General features: G+C 53.4%; 18 protein-coding genes. All 18 read left to right on the plus strand.

The window, feature by feature from the left end; all coding sequences use genetic code 11:
• The 18 genes from nusA (at window position 1) to MKY96_RS09950 (ending at window position 19767) form a co-directional block, all read left to right on the plus strand.
• Window positions 1-1098 (plus strand): transcription termination factor NusA, encoded by a 1098-nt coding sequence (gene nusA, locus MKY96_RS09865; protein ID WP_036692613.1) that lies wholly within the window; start codon window positions 1-3, stop codon window positions 1096-1098.
• Between the two features lie 30 nt (window positions 1099-1128).
• On the plus strand, window positions 1129-1437 hold the full coding sequence (gene rnpM, locus MKY96_RS09870) for an RNase P modulator RnpM (RefSeq protein ID WP_036692616.1): 309 nt from the start codon (window positions 1129-1131) through the stop codon (window positions 1435-1437).
• On the plus strand, window positions 1430-1753 hold the full coding sequence (locus MKY96_RS09875; protein WP_036724725.1) for a YlxQ family RNA-binding protein: 324 nt from the start codon (window positions 1430-1432) through the stop codon (window positions 1751-1753). The genes rnpM and MKY96_RS09875 overlap by 8 nt, the downstream gene beginning before the upstream one ends.
• Complete coding sequence (infB, locus tag MKY96_RS09880; protein WP_340944514.1) at window positions 1746-4403, plus strand: translation initiation factor IF-2; 2658 nt, start codon at window positions 1746-1748, stop codon at window positions 4401-4403. The genes MKY96_RS09875 and infB overlap by 8 nt, the downstream gene beginning before the upstream one ends.
• An 18-nt stretch (window positions 4404-4421) precedes the next feature.
• Complete coding sequence (rbfA, locus tag MKY96_RS09885) at window positions 4422-4769, plus strand: 30S ribosome-binding factor RbfA (protein ID WP_036692621.1); 348 nt, start codon at window positions 4422-4424, stop codon at window positions 4767-4769.
• 26 nt (window positions 4770-4795) lie between these two features.
• The gene (locus tag MKY96_RS09890) at window positions 4796-5773 is read left to right on the plus strand and encodes a DHH family phosphoesterase (RefSeq protein WP_340940102.1); all 978 of its coding nucleotides are present in this window, start codon (window positions 4796-4798) and stop codon (window positions 5771-5773) included.
• On the plus strand, window positions 5770-6684 hold the full coding sequence (truB, locus tag MKY96_RS09895; RefSeq protein WP_340940103.1) for a tRNA pseudouridine(55) synthase TruB: 915 nt from the start codon (window positions 5770-5772) through the stop codon (window positions 6682-6684). The genes MKY96_RS09890 and truB overlap by 4 nt, the downstream gene beginning before the upstream one ends.
• A 36-nt stretch (window positions 6685-6720) precedes the next feature.
• On the plus strand, window positions 6721-7668 hold the full coding sequence (locus tag MKY96_RS09900) for a bifunctional riboflavin kinase/FAD synthetase (protein WP_340940104.1): 948 nt from the start codon (window positions 6721-6723) through the stop codon (window positions 7666-7668).
• Window positions 7669-7817: 149 nt separating this feature from the next.
• A complete protein-coding gene (rpsO, locus tag MKY96_RS09905) occupies window positions 7818-8087 on the plus strand; it encodes a 30S ribosomal protein S15 (RefSeq protein ID WP_019910460.1) in 270 nt (89 codons plus the stop codon).
• 224 nt (window positions 8088-8311) lie between these two features.
• Window positions 8312-10414 carry a polyribonucleotide nucleotidyltransferase gene (pnp, locus tag MKY96_RS09910; protein ID WP_340940105.1) on the plus strand — a complete coding sequence of 701 codons (2103 nt, stop codon included), beginning with the start codon at window positions 8312-8314 and terminating at the stop codon, window positions 10412-10414.
• Between the two features lie 263 nt (window positions 10415-10677).
• Complete coding sequence (locus tag MKY96_RS09915) at window positions 10678-11664, plus strand: polysaccharide deacetylase family protein (RefSeq protein WP_340940107.1); 987 nt, start codon at window positions 10678-10680, stop codon at window positions 11662-11664.
• Between the two features lie 79 nt (window positions 11665-11743).
• On the plus strand, window positions 11744-13009 hold the full coding sequence (locus MKY96_RS09920; RefSeq protein WP_340940109.1) for a M16 family metallopeptidase: 1266 nt from the start codon (window positions 11744-11746) through the stop codon (window positions 13007-13009).
• Window positions 12981-13433, plus strand: a complete 453-nt coding sequence (dut, locus tag MKY96_RS09925) for a dUTP diphosphatase (RefSeq protein ID WP_036724736.1) — start codon at window positions 12981-12983, stop codon at window positions 13431-13433. Before MKY96_RS09920 ends, dut begins: the two co-directional genes overlap by 29 nt.
• A 199-nt stretch (window positions 13434-13632) precedes the next feature.
• Window positions 13633-14529 carry a dipicolinate synthase subunit DpsA gene (gene dpsA, locus MKY96_RS09930; protein ID WP_340940110.1) on the plus strand — a complete coding sequence of 299 codons (897 nt, stop codon included), beginning with the start codon at window positions 13633-13635 and terminating at the stop codon, window positions 14527-14529.
• Complete coding sequence (locus MKY96_RS09935) at window positions 14530-15126, plus strand: dipicolinate synthase subunit B (RefSeq protein ID WP_340940111.1); 597 nt, start codon at window positions 14530-14532, stop codon at window positions 15124-15126.
• A 218-nt stretch (window positions 15127-15344) separates the two neighbouring features.
• The gene (dapG, locus tag MKY96_RS09940) at window positions 15345-16565 is read left to right on the plus strand and encodes an aspartate kinase (RefSeq protein WP_036692638.1); all 1221 of its coding nucleotides are present in this window, start codon (window positions 15345-15347) and stop codon (window positions 16563-16565) included.
• Between the two features lie 16 nt (window positions 16566-16581).
• Window positions 16582-17457, plus strand: coding sequence for a 4-hydroxy-tetrahydrodipicolinate synthase (gene dapA, locus MKY96_RS09945; RefSeq protein ID WP_340940112.1), 876 nt, complete (start codon window positions 16582-16584; stop codon window positions 17455-17457).
• A 624-nt stretch (window positions 17458-18081) separates the two neighbouring features.
• Entirely contained in the window at window positions 18082-19767 is a 1686-nt protein-coding gene (locus MKY96_RS09950; RefSeq protein ID WP_036724742.1) for a ribonuclease J, read from the plus strand.
• The last annotated feature ends 49 nt before the right edge of the window (window positions 19768-19816 follow it).

Raw genomic sequence — 19816 nt, forward strand, 5'->3', positions numbered from 1 at the left:
ATGAGTATGGAGTTTATTGAAGCTATGAATGAACTGGAAAGGGAGAAAGGCATCAGCAAGGATGTGCTGTTCGAAGCCATCGAAGCGGCGCTGATCTCCAGCTATAAACGCAATTTCAATGCGGCGCAGAATGTGCGTGTGGATATGAACCGCAACACAGGCGTAATCAAGGTGTTTGCCCGCAAGCTGATTGTGGAGGAGGTTCTCGATGCACGGACCGAGATCTCGCTCCTGGCTGCCCGGGAGATCAACCCGCATTTCCAGCTGGAGGACATCGCCGAGCAGGAAGTCACGCCGCGTGATTTCGGCCGCATTGCCGCCCAGACTGCGAAGCAGGTGGTTACCCAGCGTATCCGCGAAGCGGAACGCGGCCTGATCTATAACGCTTTTATTGACAAGGAAGATGATATTGTAACCGGCCTTGTACAGCGTCAGGATATGCGTAACATCTATGTGGATCTTGGCAAAATCGAGGCGGTTCTTCCGCTGAGCGAGCTGATGCCTGGAGAGAAGTTCAAGCAGAGCGAGCGTATCAAGGCTTATATCACCAAGGTGGAGAACACGACCAAAGGACCGCAGATCATGCTGTCCCGCAGTCATCCGGGTCTCCTGAAGCGTCTGTTCGAGCTGGAGGTGCCGGAGATTTTTGACGGGGTGGTGGAGATTCGTTCCGTTGCCCGCGAAGCCGGCTTCCGCTCCAAGATCGCCGTGTTCTCACGCAATCCTGAAGTGGACCCGGTGGGCTCCTGCGTAGGGCCGAGAGGCACGCGTGTACAGACCATCGTGACTGAGCTTCGCGGTGAGAAGATTGATATCGTCAGATATTCCGAGCTGGTGCAGGAGTACGTAGCCAATGCGCTTAGCCCGTCCAAGGTGCTTGAGGTTCAAGTCTTTGAACCTGAGAAGATGGCCCGCGTCATTGTTCCTGACTATCAGCTGTCGCTGGCTATCGGCATCAAGGGGCAGAATGCCCGTCTTGCCGCCAAGCTGACCGGCTGGAAGATCGATATCAAGAGCGAGACGCAGGCGGAGCAGGAATACGGCAGACCCAGATCGTCCAATGATGAAATGCATCAGGATTCCGTCTCCATCGATTAATGAATGCTGACTGACGGGAGGTGCTTTGTTATGAAGCAAAGAAAGGTGCCGCTGCGTAAATGCGTTGCCAGCCAGGAGATGATGCCCAAGAAAGAGCTGATTCGCGTGGTGAGAACGCCTGAAGGCGAGGTGCTGATCGACCTGACAGGCAAGAAGTCGGGCCGTGGCGCTTATATCTGCGGTAAACTGGAATACTTTAAGCTAGCACAGAAGACCAAAGCACTTGACCGGGCATTGAAATGTCAGGTCAGTCCTGAAATCTATGCCCAGCTTGCCCGGGATTTTGCATCCGTGGAGGAGCAGTTTTTGGCAGCGAAGGATAGTGAGGACAATGAGTAAGACACTTTCTTATTTAGGGCTTGCGATGAGAGCAGGCAAGATTGTCACCGGCGATGAGGCTGTGCTTAAGGCAGTGCGGTCTTCAGAGGCGAAGCTGGTCGTCCTGGCAGGTGACGCTTCAGATAATACCCAGAAGAAGTTCCGCGATAAATGCGGAACCTACGATATTCCACTAGTAATCGCATTTCACCGGGATGAACTCGGTGCAAGTATTGGTAAGGACCAGCGCGTGGTGCTGGCCGTTACGGATAAAGGATTCGCGGAAATGATCTCCAGAACGCTTGGAGATACTGTCGGAGGTGGAGTTATTGACTAAAGAAGATAATAAGGATAAGCTGCGCGTATACGAATACGCAAAGTCTTTGAACATGAGCAGTAAAGAAATTATTACCATTCTGAAGCGTTTGGATGTCCCGGTGAATAATCATATGAGTGTCATGGAGAATGGCTCCGTGAACAAAGTTGAACAGTTCTTCAAGGACATCAAGTCAAACGCTGCAGCCAAGCGGGACAACGGCACCAGCAGCCGTCCGGTAGTCACTACCGGTGCGGCAACCGCCGAAGTACGCAGTGCTCAGAATACCAACAAAATTCAATCGGAAAAGCAGGTAGGTATGAACAGTAACCAAAACAACAACCAATCGACGACGTCCCCAAGGCCCCAAAGCGGACAAGATTCCCGCAGAACACAAACATCAGGCTCCGCTCAGAATTCCCGCCCGCAGGGCAGTTCAAGCAGCAGCCGTCCACAAAGCAGTTCGGCTGGCAGCCGCCCGCAAGGCAGCTCCACTGGCAGCCGTCCGCAAGGCAGCTCCACTGGCAGCCGCCCGCAAGGCAGCTCTACTGGCGGAAGCCGCCTACAGGGCAGCTCCACCACTGGCAGCCGTCCGCAAGGCAGCTCGACTGGCGGAAGCCGTCCACAAGGCAGCTCAACTAGCGGAAGCCGCCCACAGGGCAGCTCTACTGGCAGCCGTCCGCAAGGACAAGGCGGCGCACCACGTACAGGTGACCGTCCGCAAGGTCAAGGCAATGCAGGCGGAGGTTTCTCTCGCAACGACGGCCCTAAGAAGAATACCACTGGCGGCAGACCTGGCGGCAATAACAGCGGCCAGAAACGTTACGACGACAACAAGGGCGGCAACTATCGCGGCCGTGGCGGCAAGAACAACCGCGGCAGAAACCAGCCGACCGTATATCGTGAGAAGATTGACAACACACCTAAGAAGATCATTGTCCGTGGCAGCATGACCGTGGGTGAAACCGCGAAGCTGCTTCACAAGGATGCTTCGGAAGTGATTAAGAAGCTGATCTCGATGGGGGTTATGGCCACCATCAACCAGGAGCTTGATATCGATACGATTCTGCTGCTGGCCGGCGAATTCGGCGTAGAAGTAGAAGTGAAGATTCCGGTTGACGAAGACAGCTTCGAGACCGTGGAAGAGAACGATTCCGAAGACGATCTGATGACACGGCCGCCGGTTGTAACGATTATGGGTCACGTTGACCACGGTAAAACAACCTTGCTCGATGCCATCCGTTCCACGAATGTCTCAAGCGGTGAAGCAGGCGGGATTACGCAGCATATCGGTGCCTACCAGGCTGAGATTAATCATAAGAAAATCACATTCCTCGATACTCCGGGCCATGAAGCGTTCACCGCCATGCGTGCCCGTGGTGCCCAGGTCACAGATATGACGATTATCGTCGTAGCGGCAGATGACGGCGTAATGCCTCAGACCGTAGAAGCGATTAACCACGCCAAGGCAGCCGGACTTCCGATCATTGTTGCAGTTAACAAGATTGATAAGCCGGGTGCAGACCCTGACCGGGTGAAGCAGGAGCTTACCAACTATGAGCTGGTGCCGGAAGAGTGGGGCGGCGATACAATCTTCGTCAACCTGTCCGCTAAGCAGCGCATTAACCTGGAAGAGCTGCTGGAAATGATTCTGCTCGTTGCCGAAGTGAACGAGTACAAGGCGAACCCGGACAAACGGGCACGCGGTACTGTTATAGAAGCTGAGCTTGACAAGAACCGTGGACCGGTTGCCCGTATTCTCGTGCAGAACGGTACATTGAAGGTCGGAGACGCATTCGTAGCAGGTAACTGCTTCGGCCGCGTACGCGCCATGGTGAATGACAAGGGACGCAAAATCAAGGAAGCGGGACCTTCCACTCCAGTGGAAATTACCGGTCTGACCGAAGTGCCGCAGGCGGGCGATCCGTTCATGGCCTTCGAAGATGAGCGCAAAGCACGGGCGATCGCTGACAGACGTTCTACTACGCAGCGCCAGTCCGAGCTGAACACGAACACCCGCGTTACGCTGGATGATCTGTTCAAGCACATCAAGGACGGTGAGATCAAGGATCTCAACGTAATTATCAAGGGTGACGTACAGGGTTCGGTAGAGGCGCTGAAGGGCTCCTTGGCCAAGATCGAAGTGGAAGGCGTACGCGTGAAGATTCTTCACAGCGGTGCCGGTGCGATCACGGAATCCGATATTACCCTGGCAGCAGCCTCCAATGCTATCGTGATTGGCTTCAACGTTCGTCCGGATGCCCAGACGAAAGCTGCGGCTGAGCAGGAGAAGGTGGATGTGCGTCTGCATAACATCATCTACAACGTCATTGAAGAGATTGAAAGTGCCATGAAGGGCATGCTTGATCCTATCTATAAAGAGAACGTTATCGGCCATGCCGAAGTGCGCAACGTATTCAAAATCAGCAAAGTGGGCAGTGTCGCAGGCTGTATGGTTACTGACGGCAAAATTACCCGCAATGCTGAAATGCGCCTGATCCGCAGCGGTATTGTTGTCTTCACAGGCAAGATCGACACCTTGAAGCGTTTCAAAGATGATGCAAAAGAAGTGGCACAGGGTTATGAATGTGGCATAACTTTGGAACGCTATAATGATCTCGCCGAAGGCGACATCATCGAAGCATTCATCATGGAAACGGTAGAGCGCTAAGCGAAGAGGTGAAAGAAGATGTCTAAAATCAGAGCCGGACGGGTTGGCGAGCAGATTAAGAAAGAGCTGAGCCAGCTCATCCAAAGCGGACTGAAGGACCCGCGTGTCGGGTTCGTAACCGTAACTGGCGTAGATGTGACGAACGATCTGTCACAGGCCAAGGTATACCTGAGCGTATTCGGGGACGAGGAGCAGAAGTCAGACTCGCTTAGAGCGATTGAGAAGGCCAATGGCTTTCTCCGCTCGGAGCTGGGCAAAGCGATCCGCCTGCGCCATACACCTGAGCTGATCTTCAAGATTGACGAATCCGTTGCTTACGGAAGTCATATTGAGAAGCTGCTCGGCGAAATCGGCAAAAACGAATAGGCTACGGAACATAAAGGAGACGGCGAATGCAGAGCTATGAACAAAGTCTCCAGCAGACGCGTAAGTTTCTGCTGGAACACGACGATTATCTTGTAGTGTCGCATGTTCAGCCGGACGGAGATGCAGTCAGCTCCACCCTCGCGGTGGGCTGGCTTCTCTCATGTCTGGGCAAAAAATATCTGATGTTGAATGAAGGCCAGATTCCGCAGCGGATGGAATACTTATGGCATGCCGATCAGATTGTCAATCTGTCTGAAGGTTCTTTGCCCCGCCAGTACAGCCATGTGATATGTGTGGACTGTGCTGATTTCCAGCGTGTAGGGCTGACCCAGCAGCATTTCACCAGTGATGCCCTGATCTTGAATATAGACCATCATCCAACGAACAACGGCTACGGCGCGGTGAATCTCATCAAGCCGGATGCGGCAGCGACAGCAGAGATTCTGTTCGATCTGCTGAAGACCTTTGAACTCAAGTGGGATATTGATATTGCCACAGCCATTTATACAGGGCTGTTAACGGATACCGGCGGTTTCCGTTACAGCAATACTTCTCCTAAAGTGATGGCGGCGGTATCCGAGCTGCTGGCACTGGGCGTGAATGGACCGGACCTGGCAGAGACCCTGCTGGAAGAGATGACGCTTCCCCAGGTTAAGGTGCTCAACCGCGCACTTAGCACATTACAGCTTAGTCCTGAAGGAGATATAGCCTGGGTGTATGTTACACCTCAGGATATGCTGGACTCTGGAGCGGCCAATGAGGATCTTGAAGGGATTGTCAACTATCCCCGGAATATCCGCGGGGTAGAGGTAGGCATTCTGTTCAAGGTCATTGATGACCATGCGGTGAAGGCCAGCCTGCGTTCAGCAGGTAAGGTGGATGTGGCGCTGCTTGCGCAAGCCTTCGGCGGCGGCGGACACACCCGGGCAGCGGGCGCGCGTATTAATGGAAGTCTGGAAGAAGCTGTGGCACAGGTGCTTGAGGAGGTCAAACGTCATTTATGAGTGAGCTTACAGGAGTTCTGGCTGTATATAAGCCGGCAGGGTTCACTTCACATGATGTTGTGGCCAAGGCGCGGCGCATTCTGGGCATGAAGCGGATTGGACATACCGGGACACTTGATCCTCAGGTAACCGGAGTATTGCCGCTCTGTCTGGGCCGGGCTACTAGAGTAGTGGAGTATATCCAGGAGCTGCCCAAGGAATATGTTGCCACACTGCGGCTGGGAATGGCCAGCGATACAGAGGACCTGACCGGCACGATTACGGAATCTGTGGAGGAGGTTCATATCACAGAAGCCGAAGTACTGGCTGTGCTGAACTCCTTTCAGGGCGTGATCTCACAGGTGCCGCCGATGTATTCCGCAGTGAAGGTGGACGGCAAGCGTCTGTACGAGCTGGCCCGGGAAGGCAAGACCGTAGAGCGCAAGAGCCGTGAAGTGGAGATTTATGAGATTGAGATGCAGGAAATGGTCTGGAACGGCAATTATCCGGAGATCACTTTCCGGGCGTTATGCTCCAAGGGAACCTATATCCGCACCCTCTGTGTAGATATCGGACGTAAGCTTGGTCTTCCCGGTGTGATGGTGAAGCTGGAGCGGACGATGTCGGCGGGGATCACGGCCAGTCATTGCCTGACTCTGGAGCAAATTGCGCAGCACAAGGAAGGCGGCACACTGGATGAGCATCTGATTGCTGCCGACGAGGCGATTTCACATTTGCCCAGACATACCGTTGCGGCAGAGAAGAAGAAAGCAGCCCTGCAGGGGCAGCGTCTGTCGACCCGGTTTGTAATGCCGGAAGTGAAGCAGGCCGGAGATTTCCGTCTTTATGATCAGCAAGGGGAGTTCCTTGGTATTTATGCTTTGGAGGCTACCGGAGCTATTGCACCTGTCAAGGTCTTTGCCCAGGTCTAAACTTTAATTTATTTGCGAATGTAGGTGAGAAACAGCGTGAGAACCGTAACGTTAAACTATCCGATGCTGCCTGAGGCGGCAGCACAGTACGCGCAGCCTCAAGTAGTTGCTCTGGGACAGTTCGATGGACTGCACCTCGGGCATGCCAGTGTCATCACATCAGCCGTTGCTCTTGCCCGCGAGGCAGGTGTACCCGCTGCGGTGATGACCTTCTACCCCCATCCCAAGGATGTTATGGGCAAGGGGGATTATGAGGGATATTTGACCCCTTCTAAGGATAAGCAGGAGCTGCTTGCCGGGATGGGTGTTGAGCTTTTATATATCATTGAATTTAATGAAGAGCTCTCCCGGGTGAGTCCGGCGGATTTTGTCTCTGTAATGCTGCTTCCGCTGCAGATTATAACTGCAGTTGTAGGGTTCGACTTCCGCTTCGGCTACAGGGGCGAGGGAGATGCGGACACGCTTTCGGAGCTGGGACAGGGTGCGATGAAGGTAGAGACGGTCGCCCCGTTCCTGCTTGAAGGAGAGAAGGTCAGCAGCTCGGGTATCCGCAAGAGCTTGCTGAGCGGGGAACTGGGTAAGGCCAATGCCTGGTTTGGACGTTGTTATCACCTGCGCGGTATCGTCGGTCACGGGGAGAAGCGGGGCCGGACCATCGGCTTTCCGACCGCGAACCTGCAGCTCGAAGACCGCTATGTGATTCCGGCCAAGGGCGTATACGCCGTCAAGGTCTTTTACCGGGACGAGGTCTTGTACGGGGTGATGAATGTGGGCGTGAAGCCAACATTTCACGAAGGCGTGACCACTCCGAGCTTTGAGGTTCACCTGTTTGATTTTGCCTCAGATATTTATGGGCAGGAACTTAAGGTGGAACTGGTCTCTTATATCCGCTCTGAGCGGAAGTTCGGGTCCATCGATGCCTTAATTGCACAGATCGGAGCAGATGCTGAGACGGCCAAAGGGATGCTGGGATATCATTCCTAATCTTTCCGGACAAGCCGTTTACTTTTGCCTGTGAAGGTGCTATACTGATTAACGTTGCTGGAATGACAGCATGTGAACCTTAGCTTGGTTACTTGTTCTCACCGACGGTGACGAGGCTACTGGCGATTATAATGAAGGAGGTGAACAGGATGGCATTGACTCAAGAACGTAAACACCAATTGATTGACGAGCACAAAACTCATGAATCCGATACTGGATCCCCTGAGGTGCAAGTTGCTATCCTTACGGAGAACATCGTTAATTTGACTGACCACTTGCGTACGCACAAGAAGGATCATCATTCCCGCCGCGGACTGCTGAAGATGGTTGGACAACGTCGTAAACTGCTGGCGTATTTGAAGAACAAAGACATCAGACGTTACAGCGCCCTGATCGAAAAACTGGGATTGCGTCGTTAATTTTCCATAAGTTAAGCCCAAAAGCAGCCTGGTTGTATACCGTATGTCCTTCTTACGAGCGACAGCGGGACAGCCGGGTTGCTTTTTGAAAATTTAGGGTAAACTTTTACAGTTGACAAGTGGATAGCATTCGCAAAAACGGCTATAGCACTTCTGCGGAGGACAAGCCGTTTTTGCTTGTAGAACATACAGGAACGTATTATTACCATTCAAGGAGGGGTTTTATGGAACAACGTGTGGAAATGCAGCTGGGCGGAAGACGCCTTGTGCTGGAAACAGGCCGTCTGGCCAAACAAGCGAACGCAGCCGTGATGGTGCGTTACGGAGATACTTCAGTATTGTGTACGGTTACAGCATCCAGTGAGCCTAAAGATCTGGATTTTTTCCCGCTTACAGTGAATTATGAGGAAAGATTATATGCAGTAGGCAAAATTCCTGGCGGATTCATCAAACGTGAAGGACGTCCGAGCGAGAAAGCGATTCTGTCCAGCCGTCTGACAGACCGTCCAATTCGTCCATTGTTCCCGGAAGGATTCCGCAATGACGTTCAAGTCTTGAACCTGGTAATGAGTGTGGATCAGGACTGTGCGCCTGATATTGCTGCCATGATCGGTACTTCCGCTGCGCTCAGTATTTCCGATGTGCCGTTCAACGGACCCATCGGCGGCGTGGCTGTCGGCCGGATTAACGGAGAATTCATCATCAACCCTGATCAAGCCCAGCAGGCAATCAGCGATATTTATGTGGTTGTGGCCGGTACGAAGGATGCCATCATGATGGTAGAAGCGGAAGCCAATGAAGTGACTGAAGAAGTGATGCTTGAAGCGATCATGTTCGGACATGACGAGGTCCGCAAGATTGTGGCTGTGATTGAACAGCTCGTAGCCGTTGCCGGTAAAGAGAAGATGGCTGTGAAGCTGCATGCGGTTAATGCGGATGTGAATACAGAGGTTCGTGCTTTTGCTGAGAGCCGTCTGGTAGAAGCCGTAAGAATTGCCGAGAAGCATGCCCGTCAGGATGCTATCGATCTGGTGAACAACGAAGCGGTGGCGTATTTCGCAGAGAAATACATAGAAACCCCAGAGCTTCTTAAGGATGTTAAGGAAGCCCTGCATGATATCGTGAAGGATGAAGTCAGACGACTGATCACGCATGACAAGGTTCGTCCGGATGGACGTAAGCTGGACGAGATCCGTCCGATCGAATGTGATACAGCGCTGCTGCCGCGTACGCACGGTTCCGGTCTGTTCACACGCGGCCAGACACAGATTCTCAGCGTATGTACACTGGGTGCACTGGGCGATGTGCAGATTCTGGATGGTATTGATCCGGCTGAAACCAAGCGCTTCATGCACCACTACAACTTCCCTCCGTTCAGCGTAGGGGAAGCCCGTCCGCTAAGAGCACCGGGACGCCGCGAGATCGGCCACGGGGCACTCGGTGAACGCGCATTGTCCAAGGTGATTCCAAGTGAGACTGAATTCCCGTACACCATCCGTCTGGTATCCGAAGCGATTGAATCCAATGGCTCCACCTCCCAGGCAAGCATCTGTGCCAGTATTCTGGCGATGATGGATGCAGGGGTACCTATCAAGGCGCCTGTAGCCGGTGTAGCGATGGGTCTGATCAAGGACGGAGAGCATGTGTCCATCCTGACCGATATTCAAGGCATGGAAGATCACCTCGGCGATATGGACTTCAAGGTAGCAGGTACAGCAGAAGGCGTAACGGCGATTCAGATGGATATCAAAATCGACGGCATCGACCGCAAAATTCTGCAGGAGGCGCTTGAGCAGGCAAGAGAAGGCCGGATGTTCATTCTGGGTAAAATGAATGAAGCGATTGCTGCTCCAAGATCTAGCCTGTCTAAATATGCTCCGAAGATCATTATCATCAATATCAATCCGGACAAAATCCGTGATGTGATCGGTGCCGGCGGTAAAATCATCAACAAGATCATTGAAGAAACCGGCGTGAAGATCGACATCGAACAGGATGGCCGCGTATTTATCGGTTCTTCTGACGAAGCTATGATCCAGAAGGCCCGTGGCATCATCGAAGGAATTGTGAAGGAAGTAGTGGTTGGTGAGATTTATGTGGGTACGGTTAGACGCATTGAGAAATTCGGCGCATTCGTTGAATTGATCCCTGGCAAAGACGGACTTGTGCATATTTCCCAGCTGTCCACTGAGCGTGTGGCCAAAGTGGAAGATGTTGTGGCGATTGGCGACACCATTACCGTGAAGGTAACGGAGATCGACCAGCAGGGCCGCGTCAACCTGTCGCGCAAAGCGGTGCTGACTTCAGAGAGCGGAGCGAAGGCGTAAGCATTACGCTGCCGCTTCACCGCTATCCTGACTATAGATAAGAAGAGACAGAAGCAGTACAGTTCTGGCTCTTTTTTTTGGACAAGTATGGGGAAACGGTAAGGTCCTGACAGGACGGCTATACCTTACCCGCTTGAAGGTGGCAACTATGCAGTATGCATAATTTTCACCCTTCATACATAGGCTGGGACAAAGCGTCCCCGCACGGCTTGACCCTGGTGCGGAGACGGAACAGACCGTTTGTGCCGGGGAGGTATAACGTCATGAAGACGGACAAGGCGGCGCTTGTGCTGGCTTGCATCGCAGTAGTAATCGGAATCGGTAGTACGAACGGACCCGTGAAAGAGATGATTGCCGGGCTTAAGCCTCAGGCGGATGCAGCGGTGATGAGCTATGCTCTGAATCAGGCGGAGGATGATCTGCGGGCGCAGATTACCCGCCGGGCCGAGGCGCTGAATGCGCAGCCGGTGAATGCTGTAGTTGACCGGGTATGGAAAGCCATACCAGGGTATAACGGGCTGGAGGTCGATGTAGAGGCAACCTACCGGAGCGCGCTGCTGTGGGGACCCGAAGCAGGCCTTAAGCTGTTGTACCGCCAGATTAAGCCTAAGGTATCACTGGATGATCTGGGAGCGCAGCCGATTTACCGGGGGAATCCGGCGAAGCCGATGGCCTCGCTGATGATTAATGTGGCCTGGGGGAATGAGTATATCCGTCCGATGCTGGACATTCTGGATGCAGAGAAGGTGAAGGTTACCTTTTTTCTGGACGGAAGCTGGTTAAGCCGCAACAAGGAGCTTGCAGCAGAGATGCTGAAGCGCGGGCATGAGGTGGAGAACCATGCGTATACGCATCCTAAGATGAGTATTCTAAGCCGGACACGTGCTACTGCCGAGATTGAGAAGACGCAGAAGCTGCTGAAGGAAAGCCTGGGTGTGACGAACAAGTGGTTTGCTCCGCCGTCAGGCGACTTTAACCAGCAGACGGTGGAGATCGCCGCCTCACTGGGACTGAAGACGGTGCTGTGGACGCTGGATACGGTCGATTGGCGCAATCCGTCCCCCGAATCAGTTGTTGCCAAGATCAGCAGCCGGGTAGAGCCGGGAACTTTGATCCTGATGCATCCGACGGCATCCTCCTCGCAAGCGCTGAGAGGGATGATCCGGGGGATCAGAGCCAAGGGCCTGCAGCTGGGAACCGTCAGTCAGACGCTCTCTCCTGAGCGTATCGTGACTGCGGAAGTTGAGTGAACGCCCTATTTCTGATAGGATAAGAGGCGCGAATAACAAATACAGACAGAACCAGGGGCTGTGCCAGGAGGATTACACATTGGACAAAATATTATTATCGAACGGACTCCGGGTGGTGACCGAGAAGATCCCGACCGGCCGGTCCGTATCTTTCGGAATCTGGGTCAAGACGGGCTCCCGCAATGAGAACCCGCTGAACAACGGGATTTCCCATTTCATCGAGCATATGCTCTTTAAGGGGACTGACCGCTATAGCGCCAAGGATATTGCCGAACAGTTCGATGCCATTGGCGGGAACGTCAATGCGTTTACCTCGAAGGAATATACATGCTTTTATGCGAAGGTGCTGGATGAGCATCTGCCGATTGCCGTGGATGTGCTGGCAGATATGTTCTTCCGCTCACGGATGGATGCCGAGGAGCTGGCCAAGGAGAAGAATGTAATCCTGGAGGAAATCGCCATGTGCGAGGACACGCCGGATGATCTTGTCCACGAACTGATGTGTGCCGCCGCCTACGGTGAGCACCCGCTGGCTTATACGATCCTCGGGCTGAAGGACCGCCTGCTGGAGATGACGCCGGATGATCTGCGTGCGTACATGAAGGAGCAGTATACTATCGAGAATACAGTGATCAGCGTAGCCGGTAATATTAACGACGGTCTGATCCCGCTACTGGAGCAGCATTTCGGTTCCTTCACGAATCATGGTGAAGCGCCGGAGCTGACTGAGCCTGCATATCAGGGGGAGCTGGTGTTCCACAAAAAGAAGACCGAGCAGAATCACATCTGCATCTCCTTGCCGGGCGTCCGCAGCGGCGGACCGCTGCAATATCCGATGGCACTCCTCAACAATGCGTTCGGCGGCGGCATGAGCTCGCGGCTGTTCCAGGAGATCCGCGAGAAGCGCGGTCTGGCCTATTCCGTCTTCTCGTACCACAGCGCCCAGGCTGACAGCGGCTTGTTCACGGTCTATGCCGGGACAGCGCCAAAGCAGACCAAGGAAGTTACAGAGCTGATCAAAGAGATGCTGCGCGATCTGGCGGTGAACGGCCTGAGCGAGGACGAACTGCGTAAAGGCAAGGAGCAGCTCAAGGGCAGCCTGATTCTCAGTCTGGAGAGCACGGGCAGCCGGATGAACCGGATGGGCAAAAATGAGCTGATGCTCGGCCGGCAGGATACGCTGGATGAAATGATAGCCAAAATCGGAGCTGTAACCATGGAGGACATCAATGCTCTGCTGGACTTTATGTTCGCACAGCCGTTGTCCCTGGCGATGGTAGGCTCCACCGATAAAGCGATAGCCAATGTTAGGAGAGATGATCTTGCCTCATTACGTACAAATTAACAAGCTTCCGGGGAATGAGGATGTGCTGCTGCCCTGCAAAATGTCCGAGCAGGCCTCGGGGTATGACCTCTATGCCGCTGTAGGAGAGCCTGTGGTGCTTGCTCCGGGCGAGCGGACACTGATCCCCACCGGCATATCTCTGGCGATGCCAGGCGGGCTGGAGGCGCAGATCCGTCCGCGCAGCGGGCTGGCCTTGAAGCATGGCATCACCTGTCTGAATACACCGGGCACCATCGATGCGGATTACCGGGGCGAAATTAAGGTGCTGCTGATCAATCTGGGGCAGGAGCCGTTTGCAATTGCCCGCAACGAGCGGATCGCCCAGATGGTATTCCAGGCTGTGCCGGAAGTGACTCTGGTGGAAGTGGATGAGCTGTCTGACACGGCCCGCGGAGCCGGCGGCTTCGGGCATACTGGCAAATAAGACTTTATGTTCATAGATATACCACATAAGCTTGCGGAAATTGTACCTTCGGGTGCAGCCGCAAGCTTTTTTTATTAGTTTAGTTAAGTGCATAGGTATTGTTGGTAATTAGAATTCCTCTCCGCTCTTCACCCATCGGCGGCTTCCGGCATAAGATGCTCTATAGTCGAATGTGGTTGTGGAAAGGAGCGTCATCCCTATGCTTACTGGCATCAGGATCGTGTTCCTGGGCGGGGACGCGAGACAAATTGAAGTGATTCGGAAATGTGTGGAATTGGATGCGGCCGTAAGCGTTGCCGGATTCGATACATGGGATGCCCCATGCCCGGGGGTAAGCCTTGAACTGTTGTCGCCCGAGCTGCTAAGTGAAGCGGATGTGCTGGTGCTGCCGGCGGTCGGCTGCGATGATGAGGGTAACATTAACGCGCTGTATTCTTCGGAACGCCTCCAGCTGCGGGAGGAGCATATCGCGGCTCTGCCTTCCCGGGCATTGGTATACACCGGCATGGCTAAAAGCTATTTGCGCGGCCTGTGTGCCGGACATTCGCTGAAGCTGGTGGAGCTGCTGAACAGGGACGATGTGGCGATCTACAACTCTATCCCGACAGCGGAGGGAGCTTTGGTGATGGCCGTGCAGAACACTGACTTTACCATACACGGCTCCACATCGATGGTGCTGGGGATGGGCCGGACCGGCTTCACCATGGCCAGAACCCTCCAGGGAATGGGGGCCACGGTCAAAGTAGGCGTCAGAAAGCAGGAGCACTTTGCAAGGGCAGAGGAAATGGGCTGGAAGCCTTTTATGACAGACGATTTGCTGCTGCATGCGCCTGAGGCGGATCTGATCTTCAACACCATACCCGCTATGATTATCAACGCACAGGTCCTGTCCCGTCTTCAGCCGCACTGCGTGATCATCGATTTGGCGTCCGCACCGGGCGGATGCGACTTCCGTTATGCCGAGAAGCGCGGGATCAAGGCGATGCTGGCACCGGGCCTGCCCGGGATTGTTGCCCCCAAGAGCGCCGGAATCATTATGGCAGGTGCGCTGGTACAGTCGATATCGGACGAGACTTTAATCAGGGGGGATGAATGAATGGATTGGCACGGAAAAACAGTAGGTTATGCCATTACCGGCTCACACTGCACCTTCGCTGAGGTGATGCCGCAGATTCAGCGGTTCATGGACTCAGGAGCGAATGTGGTGCCGATTGTGTCTGCTTCGGTACTGAACACGGACACCCGCTTTGGAACCTCGGAAAATTGGTTAAAACAGTTGAAAGATATAACAGGGAATGATATCATTTCTACAATTGTTGAAGCGGAGCCGCTGGGTCCTTCCAAGCTGCTGGATGTGCTGACGATTGCTCCCTGCACAGGGAACACAACCAGCAAGCTGGCGAACGCGATGACGGACAGTCCGGTGCTGATGGCAGCCAAATCGCAGATGCGCAACGGGCGTCCGCTGGTGCTGGCGATCTCGACGAATGACGGACTTGGTCTTAACGCTGCGAATATTGCGAAGCTCCTGGTAGCCAAACATATTTATTTCGTCCCGTTCGGACAGGATAATCCCGAGGGGAAGCCGAATTCGCTGGTGGCGCAAATGGATCTCATTCCCGAAGCCTGTTACGCCGCCCTGCAGGGTCACCAGTTACAGCCTATGTTAGTACAACGATTTCATACTGCATAGCTTATATAATCAGTACAGGATTGGCCCGGAAGAGCGAATTTTAGCTGACGGACCCATAAGCTTCATTTCTGCCGTCCTCATCCCGGGGGCGGCACGAACAATTTTACGCTATAATAAGAGTCAGGTTATCGCGGCTACGAACACTTCTGCCTCGCGGGGTGATTTATTTCACGTAGGGTTCAGTAAGTCTGCTGAAAGAAGCAATGGAGGAATTATACATGGGTATTTTGGTGCAAAAATTCGGCGGAACCTCACTCTCCACACCAGTGGCTAGAGAACACGTAATCCGTCATGTCAAACGGGAGCTGGCCAGCGGGTTCAGCCTGGTGGTCGTAGTCTCGGCTATGGGCCGCAAGGGGGAGCCCTATGCTACCGATACACTGCTTGATCTGGCGGTTCAGAGCGGGAATTCACTGCCGGACCGGGAACGGGATCTGCTGATGTGCTGCGGGGAGATTATCTCGGCGGCCAATCTGTGCGGTCTGCTGGAGCAGGAGGGCATTCGGTCGACGGTGCTGACAGGGGCGCAAGCCGGATTCCTGACCGACAACAGCTATGGCAATGCCAGAATCCTGGATGTGCGCACAGAACGCATTCTACGGGAACTGCGTGAGCATAAAGTAGTAATAGTAACCGGCTTCCAGGGTCAGACGGAAGCTGGTGATTTCACCACTCTCGGCCGCGGCGGAAGCGACACTTCGGCTACAGCACTTGGAGCCGCTCTGCGTGCGGATATGGTAGATATCTATACGGATGTTGACGGAATACTCACCGCTGATCCACGGATTGTCGAAGATGCACGGCAGCTTACTTATGTCAGCTACACCGAGATTTGCAACATGGCGTATCAGGGAGCCAAGGTCATTCATCCACGGGCTGTGGAGATTGCCATGCAGGCCCAGATTCCGGTGCGTGTACGCTCGACCTTCTCCGAAGCGGAGGGGACGCTGGTGACCCATCCCGAGGGCTTCAGTGATGTATCCCATGGAGTCGTGGACCGTTTCGTCACAGGGGTTGCCTATGTCAGCAATATTACGCAGATCTCGGTGGAATGCCCGGAGGGCAATGGAACCGGCGTGCAGCTGCAGATATTCAAAAGCATGGCCGATAACGGGATCAGTGTGGACTTTATCAATGTGACACCGACCGAGGCCGTATATACGGTGTTCGATGACAAATCGGAGCAGGCGATTGCTGCGCTGCAGGAGCTGGGCCTGCGTCCCAAGAGCTTGTCCGGCTGTGCCAAGGTCTCCGTCATCGGCGGGGGCATCAACGGCGTTCCGGGAATCATGGCGCATATCGTCGAGGCGCTCAGCTCGCAGAACATCCAGATTCTGCAGTCTGCCGATTCCAACACAACCATCTGGGTTCTCGTGAAAAAAGAAGATATGGTGCAGTCGGTTCGCGCCCTGCATGCCAAGTTTGAATTGCACCGCTGACAAGGAGGAATTCAAAGTGGATTTCGGAAGACTGATCACCGCAATGGTAACCCCGTTTGACGGGGAAGGAGAAATCAACTGGGAAGCAACTTCAAGGCTGGTCGATGATCTGATCGAGGAACAAAAGTCCGCTGCGCTCGTAGTCTGCGGAACCACCGGCGAATCGCCGACCCTAACCGATAAGGAGAAGCTGAAGCTGTTCTCCTTCGTGAAGCAGCAAGCAGGCGGACGCTGTAAAATTATTGCCGGTACCGGCAGCAACAGCACCAGACATTCCATCGAGCTCACTAAGGAAGCCGAGAAAATCGGCGTGGACGGTGTGCTTCTGGTCGTCCCTTATTACAATAAACCGAATCAGGAAGGGCTCTACCAGCATTTCTCTGCAATTGCTGCTGCGACCTCGCTGCCCTGCATCTTGTACAATGTGCCAGGACGAACGACAGTAAGCATGAGTGTAGCAACCACCCTGCGTCTGGCGGAGATTCCTAATATTGTGGCTACGAAGGAATGTGCTTCGGTAGACCAGATTACATGGATTGCCTCAGCTTGTCCTGAAGACTTCCATGTCTACACCGGAGATGATTCCGCCGGCCTCGCAACGCTTGCTGTGGGAGGGCACGGTATCATCAGTGTGGCCAGCCATGTTGTCGGAGCGCAGATGTCAGAGATGATCGAGGCCTTCACCTCCGGGGATGTCCGCCGTGCAGGCGAGCTTCACCGGCAGCTGTTTCCGGTCTTCAAGGGGCTGTTCGAGTGTCCGCAGCCGTTGCCTAACCCCTCTGCCGTGAAGTATGCGCTGGGGCTGCGCGGGCTGGATGTCGGCTCGGTCCGCCTGCCGCTGGTTTCACCTACGGAAGAAGAGGCGGCTTTCATTGCTGCCCTGCTAAGATAAAATAGTCCAGGCGTGGATAAATGAATAGGCGAAGATAGGTACAACGGCAACCGGCCGCTCTGATGGAGCGGCCGGTTTTTTACGTTACGGACTTCCAGCCGCCGCAGATCGCATATGGTAATTATTTCTCCAGGATTAACTCTATGTTAAAAAAGTCAGGCGTTGCAGCGTTTTTTGCTTGTCTTTTCCTTAAATATTGGCTGTTTGTTAAGGAAAGAATAGGACCAGGTACAGGGTGACTTGTCTTTTGCCAAAAAAATCATGTATAATGAACTTAAGTGACTTGGTGCGGTTAATTGAATATGCGGTAATCTTCCGGCAATGCGGATTTGTTGCATTGTAAGACAGGATAGGTCCTTGAATAAGTCTGTGCTAAATATGCCGGATTTACGCGCGAGGGGCGCGGTGGTGGAATTTTGAGGGCATTTGCCCGCTTCAAGAGGATATTACTGCCCGGATTCGGGAGTTTAGACCTGCGCAAGTATACAGACTTACCGGGAATTCCTTGTCGAAATAAGGAGTTAACAGCAATTTGATGTATATTACAGCGCCGCTGAAATATTGAAGCTCATTGTTAACAAATAAAAAGTATGACGTCCAACATCATAGGAGGGTTAGATTCATTTGTCCAAAAAAAACAATAACAACAACGACAAACTGACGATATTCGCACTTGGCGGAGTCGGTGAAATTGGTAAGAACATGTACGTAGTTCAGTACGGTAACGACATTGTAGTCGTAGACGCCGGTCTGAAATTCCCTGAAGAAGATATGCTGGGTATTGATATCGTAATACCGGATATCTCCTACCTCACCGAGAACCGTGACAAGGTAAGAGGGATTGTTCTTACGCACGGCCATGAGGATCACATTGGCGGCTTGTCTTATGTGCTTAAGAACCTGAATGTTCCGGTATACGGAACAAGACTTACCCTGGGTCTTGTGGAGAACAAGCTCAAGGAAGCGAACCTGCTGGGTGAAACTAAGCGGATTCTGATTAACGAGGATTCCGAGGTTGAACTGGGCACATCGCTTAAGGTAACCTTCTTCAGAACGAATCACAGTATTCCGGATTCTGTCGGGGTATGCATTGAGACGCCAGAGGGCAACGTTGTCCACACCGGTGACTTCAAATTCGACCACACGCCAGTCAACGGTCAATTTGCCAATTTGCACCGCATGGCTGAGATCGGATCGAAGGGCGTTCTGGCCCTGCTGTCAGACAGCACCAATGCCGAGAAGCCGGGCTTCACCCCTTCGGAGAAGAATGTCGGCATCGTGCTGGAAGATATTTTCCGCAAAGCTGAACAACGTGTGGTAGTAGCAACCTTCGCTTCCAACGTGCATCGTATTCAGCAGGTAGTGAACGCTTCTGAAGCAACCGGACGTAAGATTACCGTTATTGGACGAAGCATGGTTAACGTAGTATCCATTGCTTCCGAGCTTGGCTATCTGCATATCCCTGACGGCATGCTCATTGAGCCTGAAGAGATGAACAGAATGGCAGGCAACCGTGTGGTAGTACTGTGCACAGGCAGCCAAGGCGAGCCCATGTCTGCGCTGACACGCATGGCGCGTTCCAGCCACCGCAAGGTAGACATTATGCCGGGCGACACCGTTATTATTGCGGCTACACCGGTACCGGGTAATGAGAAATATGTAGGCCGTACCATTGATGAATTGTTCCGTCTGGGTGCCAATGTTATCTACAGCGGCTCCAACTCCGGCGTTCACGTATCCGGTCACGGCAGCCAGGAAGAGCTGAAGCTGATGCTCAACCTGATGAAGCCGAAATACTTCATGCCGATTCACGGTGAATACCGGATGCAGCGCAAGCATGCACTTCTCGCGGAATCTGTTGGCGTAGAGCCAAGCAATATCTTCATCACCGAGCTGGGTGAAGTGATTGAGATCTCCGGTGGAGCTGCACGCAGAGCGGGTAAGGTAACTGCAGGTAACGTACTGATCGACGGGCTGGGTGTCGGCGATGTAGGCAACATTGTATTGCGTGACCGTAAGCTGTTGTCGCAGGATGGTATCCTGGTGGTTGTGGTTACCCTCAGCAAGCAGAACGGAGCGATTGTCTCCGGTCCTGACATCATCTCACGCGGATTCGTATATGTGCGGGAATCGGAAGGTCTCCTGGACGAAGCGAACCGGATTGTTGCGGGTACGCTGCAGCGTCTGATGAGTGAGAAGGTCAATGAATGGGCTTCCCTGAAGACCAGTGTCAAAGACTCGCTCGGCCGTTTCCTCTATGAGCAGACCCGCCGCAGACCGATGATCCTGCCGATTATTATGGAAGTATAAGAGAAGCATTTCTTAACAATATAGCTTTGGCAATAGCCTCTTTTCCCGG

The organism is Paenibacillus sp. FSL R7-0302, from assembly GCF_038006885.1.
Classification (GTDB): Bacteria; Bacillota; Bacilli; order Paenibacillales; family Paenibacillaceae; genus Paenibacillus_AQ.